The organism is Terrabacter sp. P5_B1, from assembly GCF_056400505.1.
This window is the reverse complement of record NZ_JBFULD010000079.1, coordinates 1-13,594: the sequence shown is the minus strand read 5'-3', so window position 1 is coordinate 13,594 and position 13,594 is coordinate 1. Positions and strand designations below refer to the sequence as shown.

Annotated in this window: 16 protein-coding genes; 10 read left to right on the top strand and 6 right to left on the bottom strand. The window is 68.9% G+C overall.

The features are described from left to right. Positions 1 to 139: 139 nt before the first annotated feature. Positions 140 to 2,107 carry an acyl-CoA dehydrogenase family protein gene (locus AC1DP0_RS08055; RefSeq protein WP_478083503.1) on the bottom strand — a complete coding sequence of 656 codons (1,968 nt, stop codon included), beginning with the start codon at positions 2,105 to 2,107 and terminating at the stop codon, positions 140 to 142. Positions 2,108 to 2,861: 754 nt separating this feature from the next. On the opposite strand from AC1DP0_RS08055, the gene AC1DP0_RS08050 reads away from it, so the two are divergent. The 4 genes from AC1DP0_RS08050 to AC1DP0_RS08035 all read left to right on the top strand — a co-directional run bounded on the left by AC1DP0_RS08050 (position 2,862) and on the right by AC1DP0_RS08035 (position 5,129). Next, on the top strand, positions 2,862 to 3,158 hold the full coding sequence (locus tag AC1DP0_RS08050; protein ID WP_478083501.1) for an IS110 family transposase: 297 nt from the start codon (positions 2,862 to 2,864) through the stop codon (positions 3,156 to 3,158). A 204-nt stretch (positions 3,159 to 3,362) separates the two neighbouring features. Then, complete coding sequence (locus tag AC1DP0_RS08045) at positions 3,363 to 3,956, top strand: transposase (RefSeq protein WP_478083499.1); 594 nt, start codon at positions 3,363 to 3,365, stop codon at positions 3,954 to 3,956. 378 nt (positions 3,957 to 4,334) lie between these two features. Further along, a complete protein-coding gene (locus tag AC1DP0_RS08040; RefSeq protein WP_478083497.1) occupies positions 4,335 to 4,745 on the top strand; it encodes a hypothetical protein in 411 nt (136 codons plus the stop codon). A 99-nt stretch (positions 4,746 to 4,844) separates the two neighbouring features. Continuing rightward, a complete protein-coding gene (locus AC1DP0_RS08035) occupies positions 4,845 to 5,129 on the top strand; it encodes a hypothetical protein (protein ID WP_478083494.1) in 285 nt (94 codons plus the stop codon). Positions 5,130 to 5,440: 311 nt separating this feature from the next. Here the strand turns inward: AC1DP0_RS08035 and AC1DP0_RS08030 are convergent, their stop codons facing one another. Together AC1DP0_RS08030 and AC1DP0_RS08025 are read right to left on the bottom strand one after the other, a co-directional pair. Continuing rightward, positions 5,441 to 6,547 carry an AI-2E family transporter gene (locus AC1DP0_RS08030; protein WP_478083492.1) on the bottom strand — a complete coding sequence of 369 codons (1,107 nt, stop codon included), beginning with the start codon at positions 6,545 to 6,547 and terminating at the stop codon, positions 5,441 to 5,443. Positions 6,548 to 7,270: 723 nt separating this feature from the next. After that, on the bottom strand, positions 7,271 to 7,840 hold the full coding sequence (locus AC1DP0_RS08025) for a hypothetical protein (protein WP_478083490.1): 570 nt from the start codon (positions 7,838 to 7,840) through the stop codon (positions 7,271 to 7,273). Between the two features lie 101 nt (positions 7,841 to 7,941). Between AC1DP0_RS08025 and AC1DP0_RS08020 the strand changes: the two genes are divergently transcribed. From AC1DP0_RS08020 to AC1DP0_RS08005, 4 genes are all read left to right on the top strand, one after another. Continuing rightward, positions 7,942 to 8,355 carry a hypothetical protein gene (locus tag AC1DP0_RS08020; RefSeq protein WP_478083489.1) on the top strand — a complete coding sequence of 138 codons (414 nt, stop codon included), beginning with the start codon at positions 7,942 to 7,944 and terminating at the stop codon, positions 8,353 to 8,355. A gap of 333 nt (positions 8,356 to 8,688) precedes the next feature. After that, complete coding sequence (locus AC1DP0_RS08015; RefSeq protein ID WP_478083487.1) at positions 8,689 to 9,165, top strand: GNAT family N-acetyltransferase; 477 nt, start codon at positions 8,689 to 8,691, stop codon at positions 9,163 to 9,165. Positions 9,166 to 9,269: 104 nt separating this feature from the next. Then, positions 9,270 to 9,560, top strand: coding sequence for a hypothetical protein (locus AC1DP0_RS08010; protein ID WP_478083486.1), 291 nt, complete (start codon positions 9,270 to 9,272; stop codon positions 9,558 to 9,560). A 263-nt stretch (positions 9,561 to 9,823) separates the two neighbouring features. After that, complete coding sequence (locus AC1DP0_RS08005) at positions 9,824 to 10,600, top strand: chloride channel protein (protein ID WP_478083484.1); 777 nt, start codon at positions 9,824 to 9,826, stop codon at positions 10,598 to 10,600. Here the strand turns inward: AC1DP0_RS08005 and AC1DP0_RS08000 are convergent. Both AC1DP0_RS08000 and AC1DP0_RS07995 read right to left on the bottom strand, forming a co-directional pair. Continuing rightward, complete coding sequence (locus AC1DP0_RS08000; RefSeq protein ID WP_478083483.1) at positions 10,572 to 10,997, bottom strand: arsenate reductase ArsC; 426 nt, start codon at positions 10,995 to 10,997, stop codon at positions 10,572 to 10,574. The genes AC1DP0_RS08005 and AC1DP0_RS08000 overlap by 29 nt on opposite strands. A 9-nt stretch (positions 10,998 to 11,006) precedes the next feature. Beyond that, entirely contained in the window at positions 11,007 to 11,690 is a 684-nt protein-coding gene (locus AC1DP0_RS07995) for an aquaporin (protein ID WP_478083482.1), read from the bottom strand. Between the two features lie 264 nt (positions 11,691 to 11,954). On the opposite strand from AC1DP0_RS07995, the gene crcB (AC1DP0_RS07990) reads away from it, so the two are divergent. Beyond that, positions 11,955 to 12,425, top strand: coding sequence for a fluoride efflux transporter CrcB (gene crcB / locus AC1DP0_RS07990; protein ID WP_478083480.1), 471 nt, complete (start codon positions 11,955 to 11,957; stop codon positions 12,423 to 12,425). Continuing rightward, positions 12,422 to 12,799 carry a fluoride efflux transporter CrcB gene (gene crcB, locus AC1DP0_RS07985; RefSeq protein ID WP_478083479.1) on the top strand — a complete coding sequence of 126 codons (378 nt, stop codon included), beginning with the start codon at positions 12,422 to 12,424 and terminating at the stop codon, positions 12,797 to 12,799. The genes crcB (AC1DP0_RS07990) and crcB (AC1DP0_RS07985) overlap by 4 nt, the downstream gene beginning before the upstream one ends. A 29-nt stretch (positions 12,800 to 12,828) precedes the next feature. Here the strand turns inward: crcB (AC1DP0_RS07985) and AC1DP0_RS07980 are convergent, their stop codons facing one another. Beyond that, positions 12,829 to 13,377 (bottom strand): universal stress protein, encoded by a 549-nt coding sequence (locus tag AC1DP0_RS07980; RefSeq protein ID WP_478083477.1) that lies wholly within the window; start codon positions 13,375 to 13,377, stop codon positions 12,829 to 12,831. Positions 13,378 to 13,594: the final 217 nt, after the last annotated feature.

The following is a 13,594-nucleotide window of genomic DNA, read 5'->3' as shown; positions in this document are numbered from 1 at the left end:
GGTGCAACTCTTGCGCCCGACAGGCGGCGGAGTGAGGCAGGTCGGCGACCGGCTCGAAACGAGCGGATGGGGAGCCGCGGTGCACGGGAGGCGGCGGCTCCCCTCGCGCCGCGCAGCGAGGACGACTCACTTCCCGAAGTCACCGGAGGGAGCGCCAGACCGACTCCACCTCGCTGGGGCCCGGCGACCATGCGGCGATCCACGGTCCGGTGCCCTCGCTCGGGTCGAACACGCCCTCCTCGAGCCAGGTGTAGTCGCCGGCCAGCACACTCCGCGCCAGCCGCGAGTCGGTGGCATCGGTGTTGGTCCAGAGGGCGGCGAACAGTGTCTGCACGCGCAGCCGGCTCTGGTCGCAGAACGCGTCGGCGAGCTGGTAGGCGTGGCGACCGCGCGCACCGTCGTCGACGCGCAGCATCTGAGCCCGGCTGCACGCGGCCGACATGGCGAACAGCTCGGCGCCGATGTCCACGACCCGGCCGAGGAACACCTGCCGGTACTCCAGCTTCGCCTGCCAGCGGGACATGCCGTAGAACGTGTGCCGCGCCAGCTTGCGACTGGACCGCTCCACGAACCGCAGGTGCTCGGCGAGAGGCCCGAACTCGGCGTACGACATCGGCGCGGAGCCGCGGCCGGCCACCAGATGCGGCAGCCATTTCGCGTAGAACCCACTGGCTCCCACCGCGGCCCGCGCCTTGTCCTGCAACGTCGCGTCCTTGTCCGCCAGCGCGCCGGCCGCCTTGAGGTGGGCGTCAACGGCCTCCCGGGCGATGAGCAGACGCATGATCTCGCTCGAGCCCTCGAAGATGCGGTTGATCCGCGAGTCGCGAAGGACCTGCTCGGCTGGCACGGCTCGCTCGCCGCGGTCGCGCAGGGACTCGGCGGTCTCATACCCCCGGCCGCCACGGATCTGCACGAGCTCGTCGGCGATCTTCCACGCCATCTCGCTGGCCCACAGCTTGGCGATTGCGGCCTCGATCCGGATGTCTTTGCTGCCGGCGTCGGCCAGCTGCGCCGACAGTTCCAGCACCGACTCCAGGCCGTACGTCGTGGCAGCGATGAAGGCGATCTTCTCGGCGACGGCCTCGTGCTCGCCGATCGGCCGGCCCCACTGCACCCGCTCGGAGGACCACTCGCGCGCGATCTTCAGCGCCCACTTGCCCGCCGCCGCGCACATCGCGGGAATGGCCAGCCGCCCGGCGTTGAGGGTGGTGAGCGCGATCTTGAGACCATCGCCCTCGTTGCCCAGCCGGTTCTCGGCGGGGACCCGCACCTGGTGGAACCGGGTGAGACCGTTCTCGATCCCCTTGAGTCCCATGAAGGAGTTGCGCCGCTCGATCGTGATGCCCGGGGAGCTGCCCTCGACGACGAACGCGGTGATACCTCCCTTCCCGCCGTCATGCGCGGGCACCCGCGCGATGACCACGAGCAGTTCGGCTACCACGCCGTTGGTGGTCCACAGCTTCACGCCGTCGAGCAGGTATGCCGCCCCGTCGGCTGTGGGGGCGCCTGTGGTTGCCAACCGGGCCGGGTCAGACCCCACGTCGGGCTCGGTGAGCAGGAAGGCAGAGATGGCACCCGCGGCGCAGCGGGGCAAGAACGCCTCCTTCTGCTCGGAGGTGCCGACGAGCTTGACCGGCTCCGGGACGCCGATCGACTGGTGGGCCGACAGCAGCGCGCCGATGCTCGGGTGGGCAGAGCTGGCAAGCATCAGCGCCTTGCCATAGGACGACGTCGTCAGACCGAGCCCGCCGTACTCGCGGGGAATCTTCATGCCGAAGGCGCCCACGTCGGCCAGGGCGTTGAGGTCCTCGTCAGGAATCTGGGCCTCGCGCTCGATGCGGGCGCCGTCGATGCGTTCGCAGACTTCTCGCATCCGGATCAGGAACTCGTCCCCGCGGGCGTCGTCGGCAGGGTCGGCCCGGGGATGGGGGTGGACAAGGTCGAGGTCGAAGCGGCCGAGGTAGAGGCCCCTGGCGAAGCTCGGCCGTTCCCACCCCTTCTCGCGCGCCGCCTCGACGACCGCCCGGGACTCCCGCTCGGTGGCGTCAACACGGCGGGTGCGATCGGCCTGCCCGGCGGGCGGAGTCTCCCTGACGTCACTGCTCATTGGCCACACCTCCTGTACCCAGTGTTACCTCTGGGTAGCCGAAGCGGAACCCCAACGGCTCTCCGGCCCAGGCCGCCTGCCACAGCAACACGGTCGCCGCCGCCGGGCCGCACGGGGTCACGGCGTGCCGCGTGTGTCGATGATGCGGGTGAGCCTTGAGCTGGAAACCGCCGCATGCACCGGGGAAGCGCTGCGCCCAGTCGAAAACGGACAGGACGGAAGGGGCCGAGCAGCACGACGGCTGTCGGCGGATGGCCGATCAGACCCGCAGACCGTCACGCCCTGGACTCTCGACCCAACCCAGCGGCACCACGGTCGCACCGAGCCACTCGATTTCGAAGCACTCGATGACGTCCACCGGAGACTCGCCCACACGCTGCCGGCGGCCTGCCAAGGACGAGCGCCGCAGGCGGCTACTAGACGATGCCTTAAGGACCGGCGTCTGGCCAGACTCGGTCCAGGTGATCGGCGGGCAGCTCTCCATGCGGCTGCCCACCGGCTGATCTGGTGTGGCTCACTATCGGTCTGCGGCCCGCCGGTCACCGTGACGAGGCGTGGCTCAAGAAGGGACTGCCCTGCTCGTAGTAGCAATGCCCACCTCGCCGTCCACACCGGAACGAGCACAGGCGGGAGCAGCATATGGAGCACGTCGTTATCGGGGTTGATCCCCACAATCTGTCGGCCACCATCGAGGTCGTCGACGCGAACGAACACTTCCTCGGATCGGGCCGGTTCACCACGGACCGGGCTGGCTATGCAGCGGTGCCGGACCTACGCCAAGGCGTGGCCTGAGCGGGTGTGGGCGGTCGAGGGCAGCAACGGCGCCGACCGGCCCCTCGCGCAGCGCCTCCTCGAGGACGGCGAACAGGTCGTCGACGTGCCGGCGAAGCTCGCCGCTCGGGTCAGGCTGTTCGACACCGGCCACAACCGCAAGACCGATGCCCACGACGCGCACTCGATCGCGAAGGTCGCCGTGCGCACCCAAGGGTTGCGGGTGCTGCGCCCCGACGGTGAGCTCGAGGCGTTGCGGATGCTTGGTCGACCGGCGTGAATCGCTCAGTCGGCGGCGGGTGCAAACCGTCGACCGGCTCCAGGCGCTGCTGGCGGAACTGCTTCCGGGACAAGCGAAGAAGGACATCACTGCCGGCCAGGCCAAGCGGATGCTCGCGTCAGTCGCCCGCGCGACATCGCGGGCAAGATCCGGCGCCGGATCGCGGCCGAGGAGCTCGCGGAGCTGGTCGCCGTCGAGGCCAAGATGAAGAAGGCCAACGTCGAGCTCAAGACGATCGTCCTTGCCCGCGGCTCGCACCTGATGGACCTCCACGGCGTGGGCCCGGTCGTCGCGGCGCGGGTGTTGGCTGACGTCGGGGACGTGTCCCGGTTCGCTGACCGCAACAGGTTCGCCTCCTGGACCGGCACGGCGCCCTTGGACGCGTCTTCAGGGGAGCATTCTCGGCACCGGCTTTCCCGGGCTGGGGACCGGCGGATGAACCACATGATCCACATCGCTGCGATCTCCCAGATCCGCCTGGACACCGACGGGCGGGCCTACTGCCGGCGTAAGCGCGCTGAGGGGAGGCGGCCTCTGGAGGCGATTCGCTGTTTGAAGCGCAGGATCTCTGACGCCATCTATCGCCAACTTCTCGCCGACGCCGCAGCCACCGACGCCGAGGTGGTCGAAGGAGTAGACGCGGGTCCGGGAGGGCACTACGGGGCGTCTCAGTTATCCAGCGCGGCCGGCTCTAACCCGCTCACCAGCGCTTCGGATCAGCCACTTCCCGGACCCGCATCAACGACGCTACGCCGCACTGCCACCGCGCGAAAGACCCAACTCGAAGCCACAGGCTGACAACAGAAGGGAGCCGGTAAGACGCTCCAATTCGCGCCGGTCGCGCTTCCGGACGCGACGGACGGCGATGGGGGAACGGGCAGCCCATAGCGGTCGAGCCGGCGACGCCTAGATTGAGACCGGCGGCACGGCCTCACAGTTCGAGAAGCATTCCGCGGCTGCGCGCTCTTCGCGTCCGAGGACCTGGACCAGGTGACGGACTTCGCTTTGGTCCAGCGAGAAGACACCATGGAGCTGGCGCGGCGCTCGCGTCGCCGGTTTCTGTTGTCGGCATCCAGGCGTGTGCAGCGCGGCGGTAGCCTCCAAAGATCCGGGTCGCCGCCGGCTCGCCCGACGAGGACTACGTGCTCGGCAAGGRCGGCGTGCAGGAGGGTGAGCATGACTGACTGGGAATCGCTGAGGGCTCACGTCGCGGCGAGTTACCACGTCGCCGTTGACGAGCGGGAGCAGTTCCAGAACCCTGAATGGGACGGTCTGTCGGTGTGGGTCGCGGCGTCTCGCGGTGAGCGCCTCGTCGCCCTCCTGCGACGCAAGGACTACAGCGACGACTGGTATCTGCAGGTGTCCGGGCTGATTGCGGCGACCCCCTCTCTGGATCCGGTAAGCCTCCTGGAGTGGAATGGCAGGAGCGCTGCCGGGGCGCTCATGATGGGTGAAGGCGGGCTCTTCTACAGGCGCGTGTATCCGCTGGAATGGCTGGACTTGCCGAGGATCGACACCGCCCTCGACGATGTCGCGGGTACCAGCGCCAGCCTCGAGGCGATCCTCGTTGAGCACGGCCGCATCTGAGGTGGGACGACTCGATGCAAACCGCGAAGGTGGCCTAACGCCGCGACGCGCCTCCGGTGGTCGTTGCATGAACCTCCAGCCGCTGGGTAGCCGGGATGCATGAGAGCAGCAGTGGCGGCCACCGGTTCATGGACTGACCCGGACGGCATCCGCGCCCCGGCGGGGGAAGTGCATGCCTGGCGCCCCGGCATGAACGAGACGGTGTGCGGTCTGTCGATGCACCGCTCGCGCCTGCTGCGCTTCTCCCACATCGACTGGCGGGAGGCGCAGCCCGCCACTGGGGGCGCCGCTGACGAGGTCACCGACGTGTGCCCCCGCTGCGCCGCCGGCATGGGGAAACGGCGTGACGAGCGTCGTTGGACCCGCACGAATCCACGGCCCTGACCGCCGAATCGCCCACCCCGAGGAGGACCCATCAGTGCCGGCGTGGTCGACGGGCGGCGCTTAGACGCATGTGGAAGTCCGCGTTGCGTTGAGCTGCGGGCCCCTAGTTCTTCGGCGCTCAGTGTCCGAGCGCGACTGCGCTGCCGAGGGGGATGAGGACGATTCCGCTGATGCTGCCGAGTGCTTTCTGGGCGCCGGGTCGGGTGATGAATGTGCGGCCGCGCGCTATGAGCAGAACGAAGATCACATACCAGGATGCGGTGACAGTCCACCAGAGCAGACCGAGGTCGGCGGTTGGGCAGGAAGCCGCCTCAGCGGACTTCGGGCGTTGCGGCTTCAGCGGGGACTTGATCCTCCCCGACCGTTGGTTGGGTCTTGGGCCGTCCACGGCGGTGATCCCAGACGTCGCGAGCGATGGTCTGGATGATGCCTGCAGCTGGTATGGCCAGAAGCGCGCCCAAGATCCCGGCCAGCTCGACCGCCAGCAGGATGGCGAGCAGAACCGTCAGCGGGTTGAGCTTCACGGTGCGGGACAGGATGACCGGCTGTAGCACGTGGTTCTCCAGCTGCTGGTACAGCACGAAGAAGACAACCACGACGATGCCGGCGGTCACCGAGTGCAGAAATCCAGCCGTCATGGCCACAACGGCACCCAAGGTGGCGCCGATCAGCGGAATCAGGTCAGCGATCGCGACAAACAGCGAGATGAGACCGGCGAACGGCACACCGAGCAGCCGCAACGCGACGTACGTGAGAAGCCCGCAGATGACACTGATGAGCAGGTTGCCGGAGAGGTAACCGGTGACGGTCTTGGCGCAGTCGTGGCCCACGGCGCGGACCCTTTCCGCGCGCCGCTGGTCGCCCAGGAGCGCGAGTGCGCCGTCGACGGCCTTGGGCCCTTCCAGAACCATCAGATAGGCCAGCACGAAGATGGTCACCACGGCGGCAATGGTGGTCGCCGCGGCCTTCGCGATACCCAACGCGGGCGTCGCAAGGCTACGACCGTATTCGCTGATGCGGGCCTGGTTCTGCTGCACCCACTCCAGTGCGTTCGTCCGGTCAAGCAGCCCGCCCACAGGTCCTCGACCGGCGCGTGCGTCGGCTATGAGCTGCGGCAGCTGGCCCGCCAGACTGGTGGCCTCGCGAGCGAGTGGCACGGCGAACACCGCTGCGAGACCAGCAAGCACCACGAACACGGCAAGGAACACCAGCAGCGTGGCCACGGACCGCGGGGCCCTGGGGTATCGCCGCTCCAGGAAGTTGGCCACCGGATACAGCGCCACCGCGAAGAACAACGCCACGATGATCCAGACGAGGACCCTGCGAACCTCGTACACCAACAGCAGGCCCAGTGCGGTGAGCACCACCATGGCAATGGCGGCGGCCAGCGATCGGTACGGGACAGGGCGTTCTTGCATGCCGGCAAGGTACCCAGAACCAGTCGAAACCCACACAGGGATCGGCCTCGAAAGCAGCGATATGACGCCCGCACATGTCACGGACCAAGCCTGTGGCCCGGTCGGTCGGGAGGTCTTCTGTCTTAGCCTGCCGGTGGCATGCCTGCACGGCTACTCGGGGGCGGGGTAAGAGGGCGGACCCGGTCGAAGACTCCTTCACGATGACCTCCACCTAGATGGCAGTCGTACTGACGGTGGCGGCGATCGCATGGGCACTCGTTTCCCAGTTCTTGTCGGCCCTAGGCAACCGGAGTCCGAGTACTCGGGGGGTCTCCTTGCCTCAACGGCTGGCGCCTCGAAACCGCCTCGCGGCGCCCTCACGGTTCGCCTTGACACGGAAGAGGTCACGGGTTCAAACCCAGTATCGCCAGCACCAAACAGCCCCTGACCAGCGGAAATGCCGGTCAGGGGCTGCTTCGTGCTGTGTGACCACCTGGGATGCTGGCCACGCCGCCGTGGGTCCAGGCATCGTCGGCTCGTCGTGACCGTCGAGGCCTGCCGGTGAGTTGTTGATGCTCGCGGCGAGCAAAGACTGACCACGGCCAGTGATCTGAGGATGCGGCGGGGCGCGCACGGTGTCTGCCATCAGCATGCAGCCGCCAGCCTCTCCAGGCGACGACTAGCAGTCGCTCCGTCGCCCGGCGAGGGCTCGGCCGCCCCTCCAAGCAATTGTTTGCCGCGCCACTAGTCCTCGTCCGGCGCGACGCACGCGTCGCCGACGAAGGCGCCAGCGAAGCTCGGGGCACCGAGAGCCTTGGCGGCTCCAGGTGTCAGCCTCAGCCCTGCTGCCGTCCCGGCACACTTCGGGATGGCGCCGTTGATCGGCTTGACAGCACCGAGCGCGAAGATGTCGACCCGACCGGGCAGTCGCTTACCGTTCAGAACGGTCTGGGCGTTGAGGAATCCGGTCTTGAGGTCAACGTTGAAGCGGGTGATGCGCAGGGCGCCACCACCGACCGGGGTGAAGGCCAGGCCGCCCGAGTGCTCGATGACCTTGCCCTCGACCTCGGTGATCGGGAACGACAGCTGAGCCACACCTGCCGGGGCGGTCAGCCGACCGGGGCGAATGGGGTGGGCCTTGAGGGTCTGGGTGAGGACGGGCACCAAGTCGGGGTTGAGGACCACGGTGGTCTGGCCGCCCCGGTCGGCGGACTCGTGGTGCTGGGTTTCGGCGCTGGCTGCTGGAGCAACGAGCACGGTGGTGACGAGGGCGCCGGCGCACCCCGCCACGGTGAAGAGTCGACGGTTCCGCACGGGATCTCTCCAGTCTGCTCAGGGCCCGGCCGTCGGGCCCGGGTGGGTTGGTACCTCCAGTTCGGAGTCACGCCCCGAGCGGATTGGCGAATGTTTGGTGCGTGTCGAGCGGACGCCCGTGGTCCGTGGTGGGAGCCAGGGATGAAGTCCCCATCGGCCTCACCCCCTTGAGCGCCGGATCGCTGGCCCTGCTCGGCATTCCAGGTTTGGTTGTCCCCATCACCCTGATCGCTCCCATAGGCAACGGCGGCGCGTTCTTCCTGGGCCTGCTGGCCAGCGTCGTGGCCGCGCTGCTGGCCATCTGGCTTGAAACATGTTGTGCGGGGGAGGTGCGTGAGGCGCGGAAGCGGCCTGCCACTGCTGGTTGCGGCAAGAGAGGAGGCCGCACCTCGTGGATGCGGCACGTCGCTYTGCGGGAGGCACAACCAACTGACGGACCCGTAGACCTTCAGATGTTCGCGTCGGGGCGCAGCCTTCTCCGCGGCACCACCCTGAGAGACGGCCCTGACGAGTAGCCCCGTGGGGTTCGGAGCCGCGGTCTCCGGCGTCCGGGCGCCGGGCGGTGAGGCCGAACTGGTTGGGACACGTGGTCCTGGCCGATGAGCTGGGCGACGATCGGCTTGGTGGGGTCAACGGGGAGGCGAAGCCGGCGCCCCCGCTGCCGCCACCGCCGACTCCTGGGGCTGAGCTGGCGTGACGCGCCGGTGTCCGCGGACCGGAGCACGGCGAGGTCGGCCGAGGGGTCGGTGCCGATGATCCTCAGCGTGCCGTCGCAGTACTTCATCAGTCGAGTCGCGGGGTGGGCGTTGACGGCCGATCCGTGGGCTGGCAGCGGTTAGCCTCCGGTGGTGAGCACTGAGCTGCGTGTCATCGCCCGCGACGACTGGGAGGACTTCCGCGCTCTGCGCCTGCAAGCGCTGGCGGACTCGCCTGATTCCTTCGGCACGACTCTCGCCGAGGCGCTCACGCAACCGCCGTCCGTCTGGAGGGACCGGGCGGCTGGCGCCGGCCCGCTCGTGCTTGCCTTCGCCGATCATGGACCGGTCGCGATGGGCGGGCTGTACATGCCTGATTCAGCTGCCGACGCGTTCGTCTGGGGCATGTGGGTCGAGCCGGCATCCCGAGGACAAGGCGTGGCCGCTCGCATCCTTGAGCGCCTGGTCGAGCATGCCGACGAACTAGGTCGGTCCGTACTTCTCCACGTCACCGAAGGCAACGACACCGCACGCCGTCTCTACGAACGGCATGGATTCACGGCGACAGGAGAGGTGCATCCGCTGCGCGAAGGCTCCCGGGTTCGCATCCACACCATGCGTCGGGCCTGAACGGCCCGACGATCAGAAGCAAGTTCAGATCACCCGCTCCGGGTGACGTTGGCCTCGCCGTCAGGGCGAGAGCGTGGAGGTGCCATCGAGGAGAGGAGCAGACCATGGGTTGCCTGTTCGTGCTGCTGGCCGGCGTGTTCCCACGACTGGCCCTGCTGATCGTCTGGATCGCCCGACCGGCCATGGTCAACGCCGCCTTCAGCTCGTGGATCTGGCCGCTGCTCGGCCTGCTCTTCCTGCCGTTCGCGACCCTGATGTACGTCATCCTCTGGCGGGCCGGTGGCCTGAGCGGCTGGGACTGGTTCTGGGTCGCCATCGCCGCGCTCCTCGACCTCAGCCACTGGGGCGCCGGCGCGGCCCAGCGCCGCGCGTCAACCTCGGCCACCGCCACGTGACCCGAGATTCCTCACCGGCGTGATGGGCTTCAGGCCTGTGGCTCTCGGCCGATGATGACGCCGCACCCCACCAGCCCCGGAAGGGTGAGCACCGCCCACGCCGGAGTGGAGAAGCCGATACCAGGTCCCCTGGGAACGCCAGGCCCGGCCTCCCGCAGGCGTACGCCGCCGGGACGTTTCCGCATCCTCCCGGTGAAGTACGTCGGCGGTTTGCTGTCCATCGGCTCTGGACTCGCGCTCGGGAGGGAGGCCCCTCGCTGCAGATGGGCGGCACCATCGCCGTCATCGTGGGCAGCGTCCTGCGCCGCAGCCGCTCGGACGTGCGCCTCCTGGTCGCCGCCGGCGCGGCCGCGGGTCTCGCGACCGCGTTCAACGCCCCGATCGCCGGTGGTGTCTTCGTCCTCGAGGAGCTCGTCAACCGGTTCGACCCACGCACCACCCTCGCCACAGTGCTCGCGTCCGCCGCAGGCTTCGCCAGTGCGCACCTGCTCCTGCACCCTTCCGCCGCAGCCGATGTCCACGTGCCTGCCCTGGCGGACCCCACCTTGGCGCAGGCCCCCCTGATGCTCGTCGTCGGCGTGACCAGCGGCCTCCTCGGTGTCGCCTACAACGCCGCGGTGACGAAGTGCCTGCGCGTCGCCGACACCAGCCGGTGGCCGGTCGTGGCCCGCGCCGCCCTGATCGGCACCGTCGTCGGAGCGCTGGGCTGGATCGCCCCGGCGGTCGTCGGTGGCGGGGACAACCTCACGCAGCAGGCCCTGCTCGGACGAGGGACCATCGCAGCCGTGACCTGGATGCTGGTCCTGCGCTTCGTCCTCGGCGTGCTTTCGTATGCCGCCTGCACCCCTGGCGGCCTCTTCGCGCCCATGCTCGTGCTGGCGACCGAGATGACCTCGTCCACGACCCTCCTGGCGCCCATGCTCGGCGCCTGCGCCATCGCCATGCTGTCGGCCAACGCATTCGGGTCCACACCGATCGACGACCAGCTGACCCGACGGGCGGTCTCTGCCTTCAAGGTGAACGCCGACGCAGCTCGGTGATCAGCGTCTGGACGCGGCTGTGGATCTCGTCGCGGATGGGCCTGACGTGGTCGAGGTCCTGACCTGCGGGGTCGTCGAGCACCCAGTCCTCGTACCGTTTGCCGGGGAAGAACGGGCAGGCGTCCCCGCAGCCCATGGTCACCACCACGTCGGCTTCGCGGACTGCCGAGTCGGTGAGCAGCTTCGGCGTCTCGGCCGTGATGTCGATGCCCACCTCAGCCATGGCACGAACTGCTACGGGATTGACCCGGTCTGCCGGCTCGGAGCCGGCGGACAGGACTTCGATGCGGTCACCAGCGAGATGTTGCAGGTAGCCGGCGGCCATCTGGGAGCGGCCGGCATTGTGCACGCACACGAACAAGACGGTGCGCCGGCGCGTGATGGGCTTCTCGGTCATGGTCGCCTCTCAGGCAGTAGGGGTCCTGTGGGCGACGTGGCGTTCGGGGTGCAGCAGGGCGACGAGTCCGAATCCGGCTGCACCGCCGAGGAGTTGGGCGAGAACGAAGGCCGGGACGCTGGACGGCGCGATGCCGGCGAAGGTGTCCGACAGCGTGCGGGCCACGGTGACGGCCGGGTTGGCGAACGACGTCGAGCTCGTGAACCAGTACGCGCCCAGTATGAAGCCACCCACGGCATACGCGACACGCCCCTTGTCGGCACCACGGAGTGTGCCGAACACGACGACGGCCAGGCCGAGCGTCGCGACGACCTCGCCCAGCCACAGACCGGAGCCGGATCGGCCGTGCCGGGAGAGAGACACGGCCGGCAGGTCGAACATCACGTTCGCGGCCACGGCGCCCACCATGGCGCCGGCGAACTGTGCGGTGACGAGAACGGCGGCCATCCCCGTGGAGATCGTCCCGAGTGCGCGCTCCAGCACGGTGATGACGGGGTTGAACGAGGCCGAGACCGGATGCAGGGCCAGGATCAGTGAGACCAGGACGGCACCGGTGACGAGGGAGTTCTCCAGCAGCTGCAGGCCGACGTCGTTCGGGGACAGACGGCTCGCAGCGATGCCCGAACCGATTGCGGCCATGACGAGGAACGCCGTCCCGATGAACTCGGCCGCTGCCTTCTGCCGCCACCTCACGAGGCGGAGTCGGAGATCGTCGAGTGGTTGCTGATCGTTCGACACGCGTCGATGTTGGCAGATGTCCCTGACTGCGTCCCAGCCACGAGGTCTCGGTGCTTCCTCCTCGACGTGCCGCCCAAGGGCAGGGCCCCAGGCGGCCGCCAGTCCTCGAGTGGCTATGGTGGTCGTCGATGGCGGTGGGGCTCGCCGACAACCGCGACATCCCGTCGCCAACAGTCCCTACCTGAGACAGGTAGGAGAGCCATGCCCGAGGACCCGCCCATGACCGACCCGGACGTGACGTCCGCGGACCACACGGAGCGCATTGCGCGCCGAGGTCCGTTCCGGGGACGCGGAGACGTCCTCGCGGTGATCGCGCTCGGAGGTGCGCTCGGAAGCACTGCCCGGTATGCCGTGGGTCTGCTGCTGCCGCACGCGCCGGACCGCATCCCCTGGTCGACAGTCACTGCGAACCTCACTGGTGCTTTTTTGCTCGGCGTCCTGATGGTCTTCGTCAACGACGTCTGGTCTCCGAATCGATACCTGCGCCCGCTGTTGGGCGTCGGTGTCCTGGGCGGCTACACGACGTTCTCGACGTACATGCTCGACACGCGCGCCCTCGCCGCTGCCGACGAGCTCGGAGCCCTCGGCGTCTACGTCCTGGTGACCTTGGTCGGCGGCCTGCTCGCGGTGTGGCTCGGCGCAGCCGTCGCCCGAGTCCTGACACGAACGCGGCACAGGGAGACGATGTGACGCTGCTGTTTGTCATCCTCGGCGGCGCGGTCGGGGCTCCGCTGCGCTACCTCACCGACCTGTACGTCCAGTCGAAGCACGACTCCGCCTTCCCGTGGGGCACCTTGACGGTCAACGTCGTCGGTTCCGCCGTCCTGGGGGGAGTCCTGGCCGCGGCGTCGGCGGGAGACCTGTCGACGGATCTCGTCGCGCTGTTGGGGACGGGGTTGTGCGGCGCGCTGAYGACCTTCTCGACGTTCGGTTTCGAGACCGTCCGACTGCTGCAGGAGGGCTCAACCGTGGCGGCCGGGCTCAACGTGACGGTGAGCCTGGCGGCCGGCTTCCTCGCCGGTGCCGGCGCCTGGGCGCTCACCCTCGCAGTGCTCACCGGCTGACGTGACCGCCGGTCGCACCGGCCGCGGCGTCACTCCCAGGGGGCGGGTGCGTGCCAGTCGACCACGGTCAAGGGCACGACGATCACGGGGCGATGCTGCCGATGGGCCAGCTGCATCGACAGGGACTGCGCCACGAAGTCATGCATCCGCTGGTGCCGACGCCTCTGCGTACCGACGACGAAGCCTGCGGCATCGACGGTGCGGGCCAGGTGCGTCAGCGCCCGGTCGGCGCGTCCGGCGAGATACCTGAAGTGCCACGGCACGTCGGTGCCGCGCAGCTCCTCGCGCAGCCACGCGAGGATCCGATCCTGGCGCTCCGGCCACACGTCGTCATCGCCGAGGTCGGGGTCGACGGGGTGGTGGCGCACCGTCCCGTCCGGGTGCTCCTCGTCGACGAACCGGGCCGGGTCGGCGAAGGCGAAGTAGAGCGCCGGCGCACCGGTGGCCCGTGCCAGGGACAGGGCCGTGAGCACCACGAGCGGCTCGGGTTCCGGCGACACCGCGACGACCAGGGGATGCCCGGCGAAGTCCGTCATGCGCGACGGATCCGGTTGCGGCGGCAGGTCGTGACGGGTCACGTGCAGCTCCCTTCCGGCTGGATCCTTCGCCCGGACCCACAGTAGCCAGACCTAGCCGCCGGCTGCTCGAAGTCGGTGACGCCGTCGGCTCGGCCCTGTTCAGTGACCCCGATCGCAGGACCACCGACGTCGAAGGAGCGTGGTCCGTCAGAGCCGGGGTGCACCAGCCGACCGGCATGGTGACCGCCCAGCTGCACATCGGCGTACAGCATCGCCC

Coding starts and splice junctions, on each gene's coding strand:
- AC1DP0_RS08000 (WP_478083483.1), bottom strand. CDS start 10,997: ATGACCGAGAAGCCCATCACGCGCCGGCGCACCGTCTTGTTCGTGTGC.
- crcB (WP_478083480.1), top strand. CDS start 11,955: ATGACCGACCCGGACGTGACGTCCGCGGACCACACGGAGCGCATTGCG.
- AC1DP0_RS08040 (WP_478083497.1), top strand. CDS start 4,335: ATGACTGACTGGGAATCGCTGAGGGCTCACGTCGCGGCGAGTTACCAC.
- AC1DP0_RS08005 (WP_478083484.1), top strand. CDS start 9,824: ATGGGCGGCACCATCGCCGTCATCGTGGGCAGCGTCCTGCGCCGCAGC.
- AC1DP0_RS08050 (WP_478083501.1), top strand. CDS start 2,862: ATGCAGCGGTGCCGGACCTACGCCAAGGCGTGGCCTGAGCGGGTGTGG.
- AC1DP0_RS08045 (WP_478083499.1), top strand. CDS start 3,363: ATGAAGAAGGCCAACGTCGAGCTCAAGACGATCGTCCTTGCCCGCGGC.
- AC1DP0_RS08035 (WP_478083494.1), top strand. CDS start 4,845: ATGAGAGCAGCAGTGGCGGCCACCGGTTCATGGACTGACCCGGACGGC.
- AC1DP0_RS08055 (WP_478083503.1), bottom strand. CDS start 2,107: ATGAGCAGTGACGTCAGGGAGACTCCGCCCGCCGGGCAGGCCGATCGC.
- AC1DP0_RS08030 (WP_478083492.1), bottom strand. CDS start 6,547: ATGCAAGAACGCCCTGTCCCGTACCGATCGCTGGCCGCCGCCATTGCC.
- AC1DP0_RS08010 (WP_478083486.1), top strand. CDS start 9,270: ATGGGTTGCCTGTTCGTGCTGCTGGCCGGCGTGTTCCCACGACTGGCC.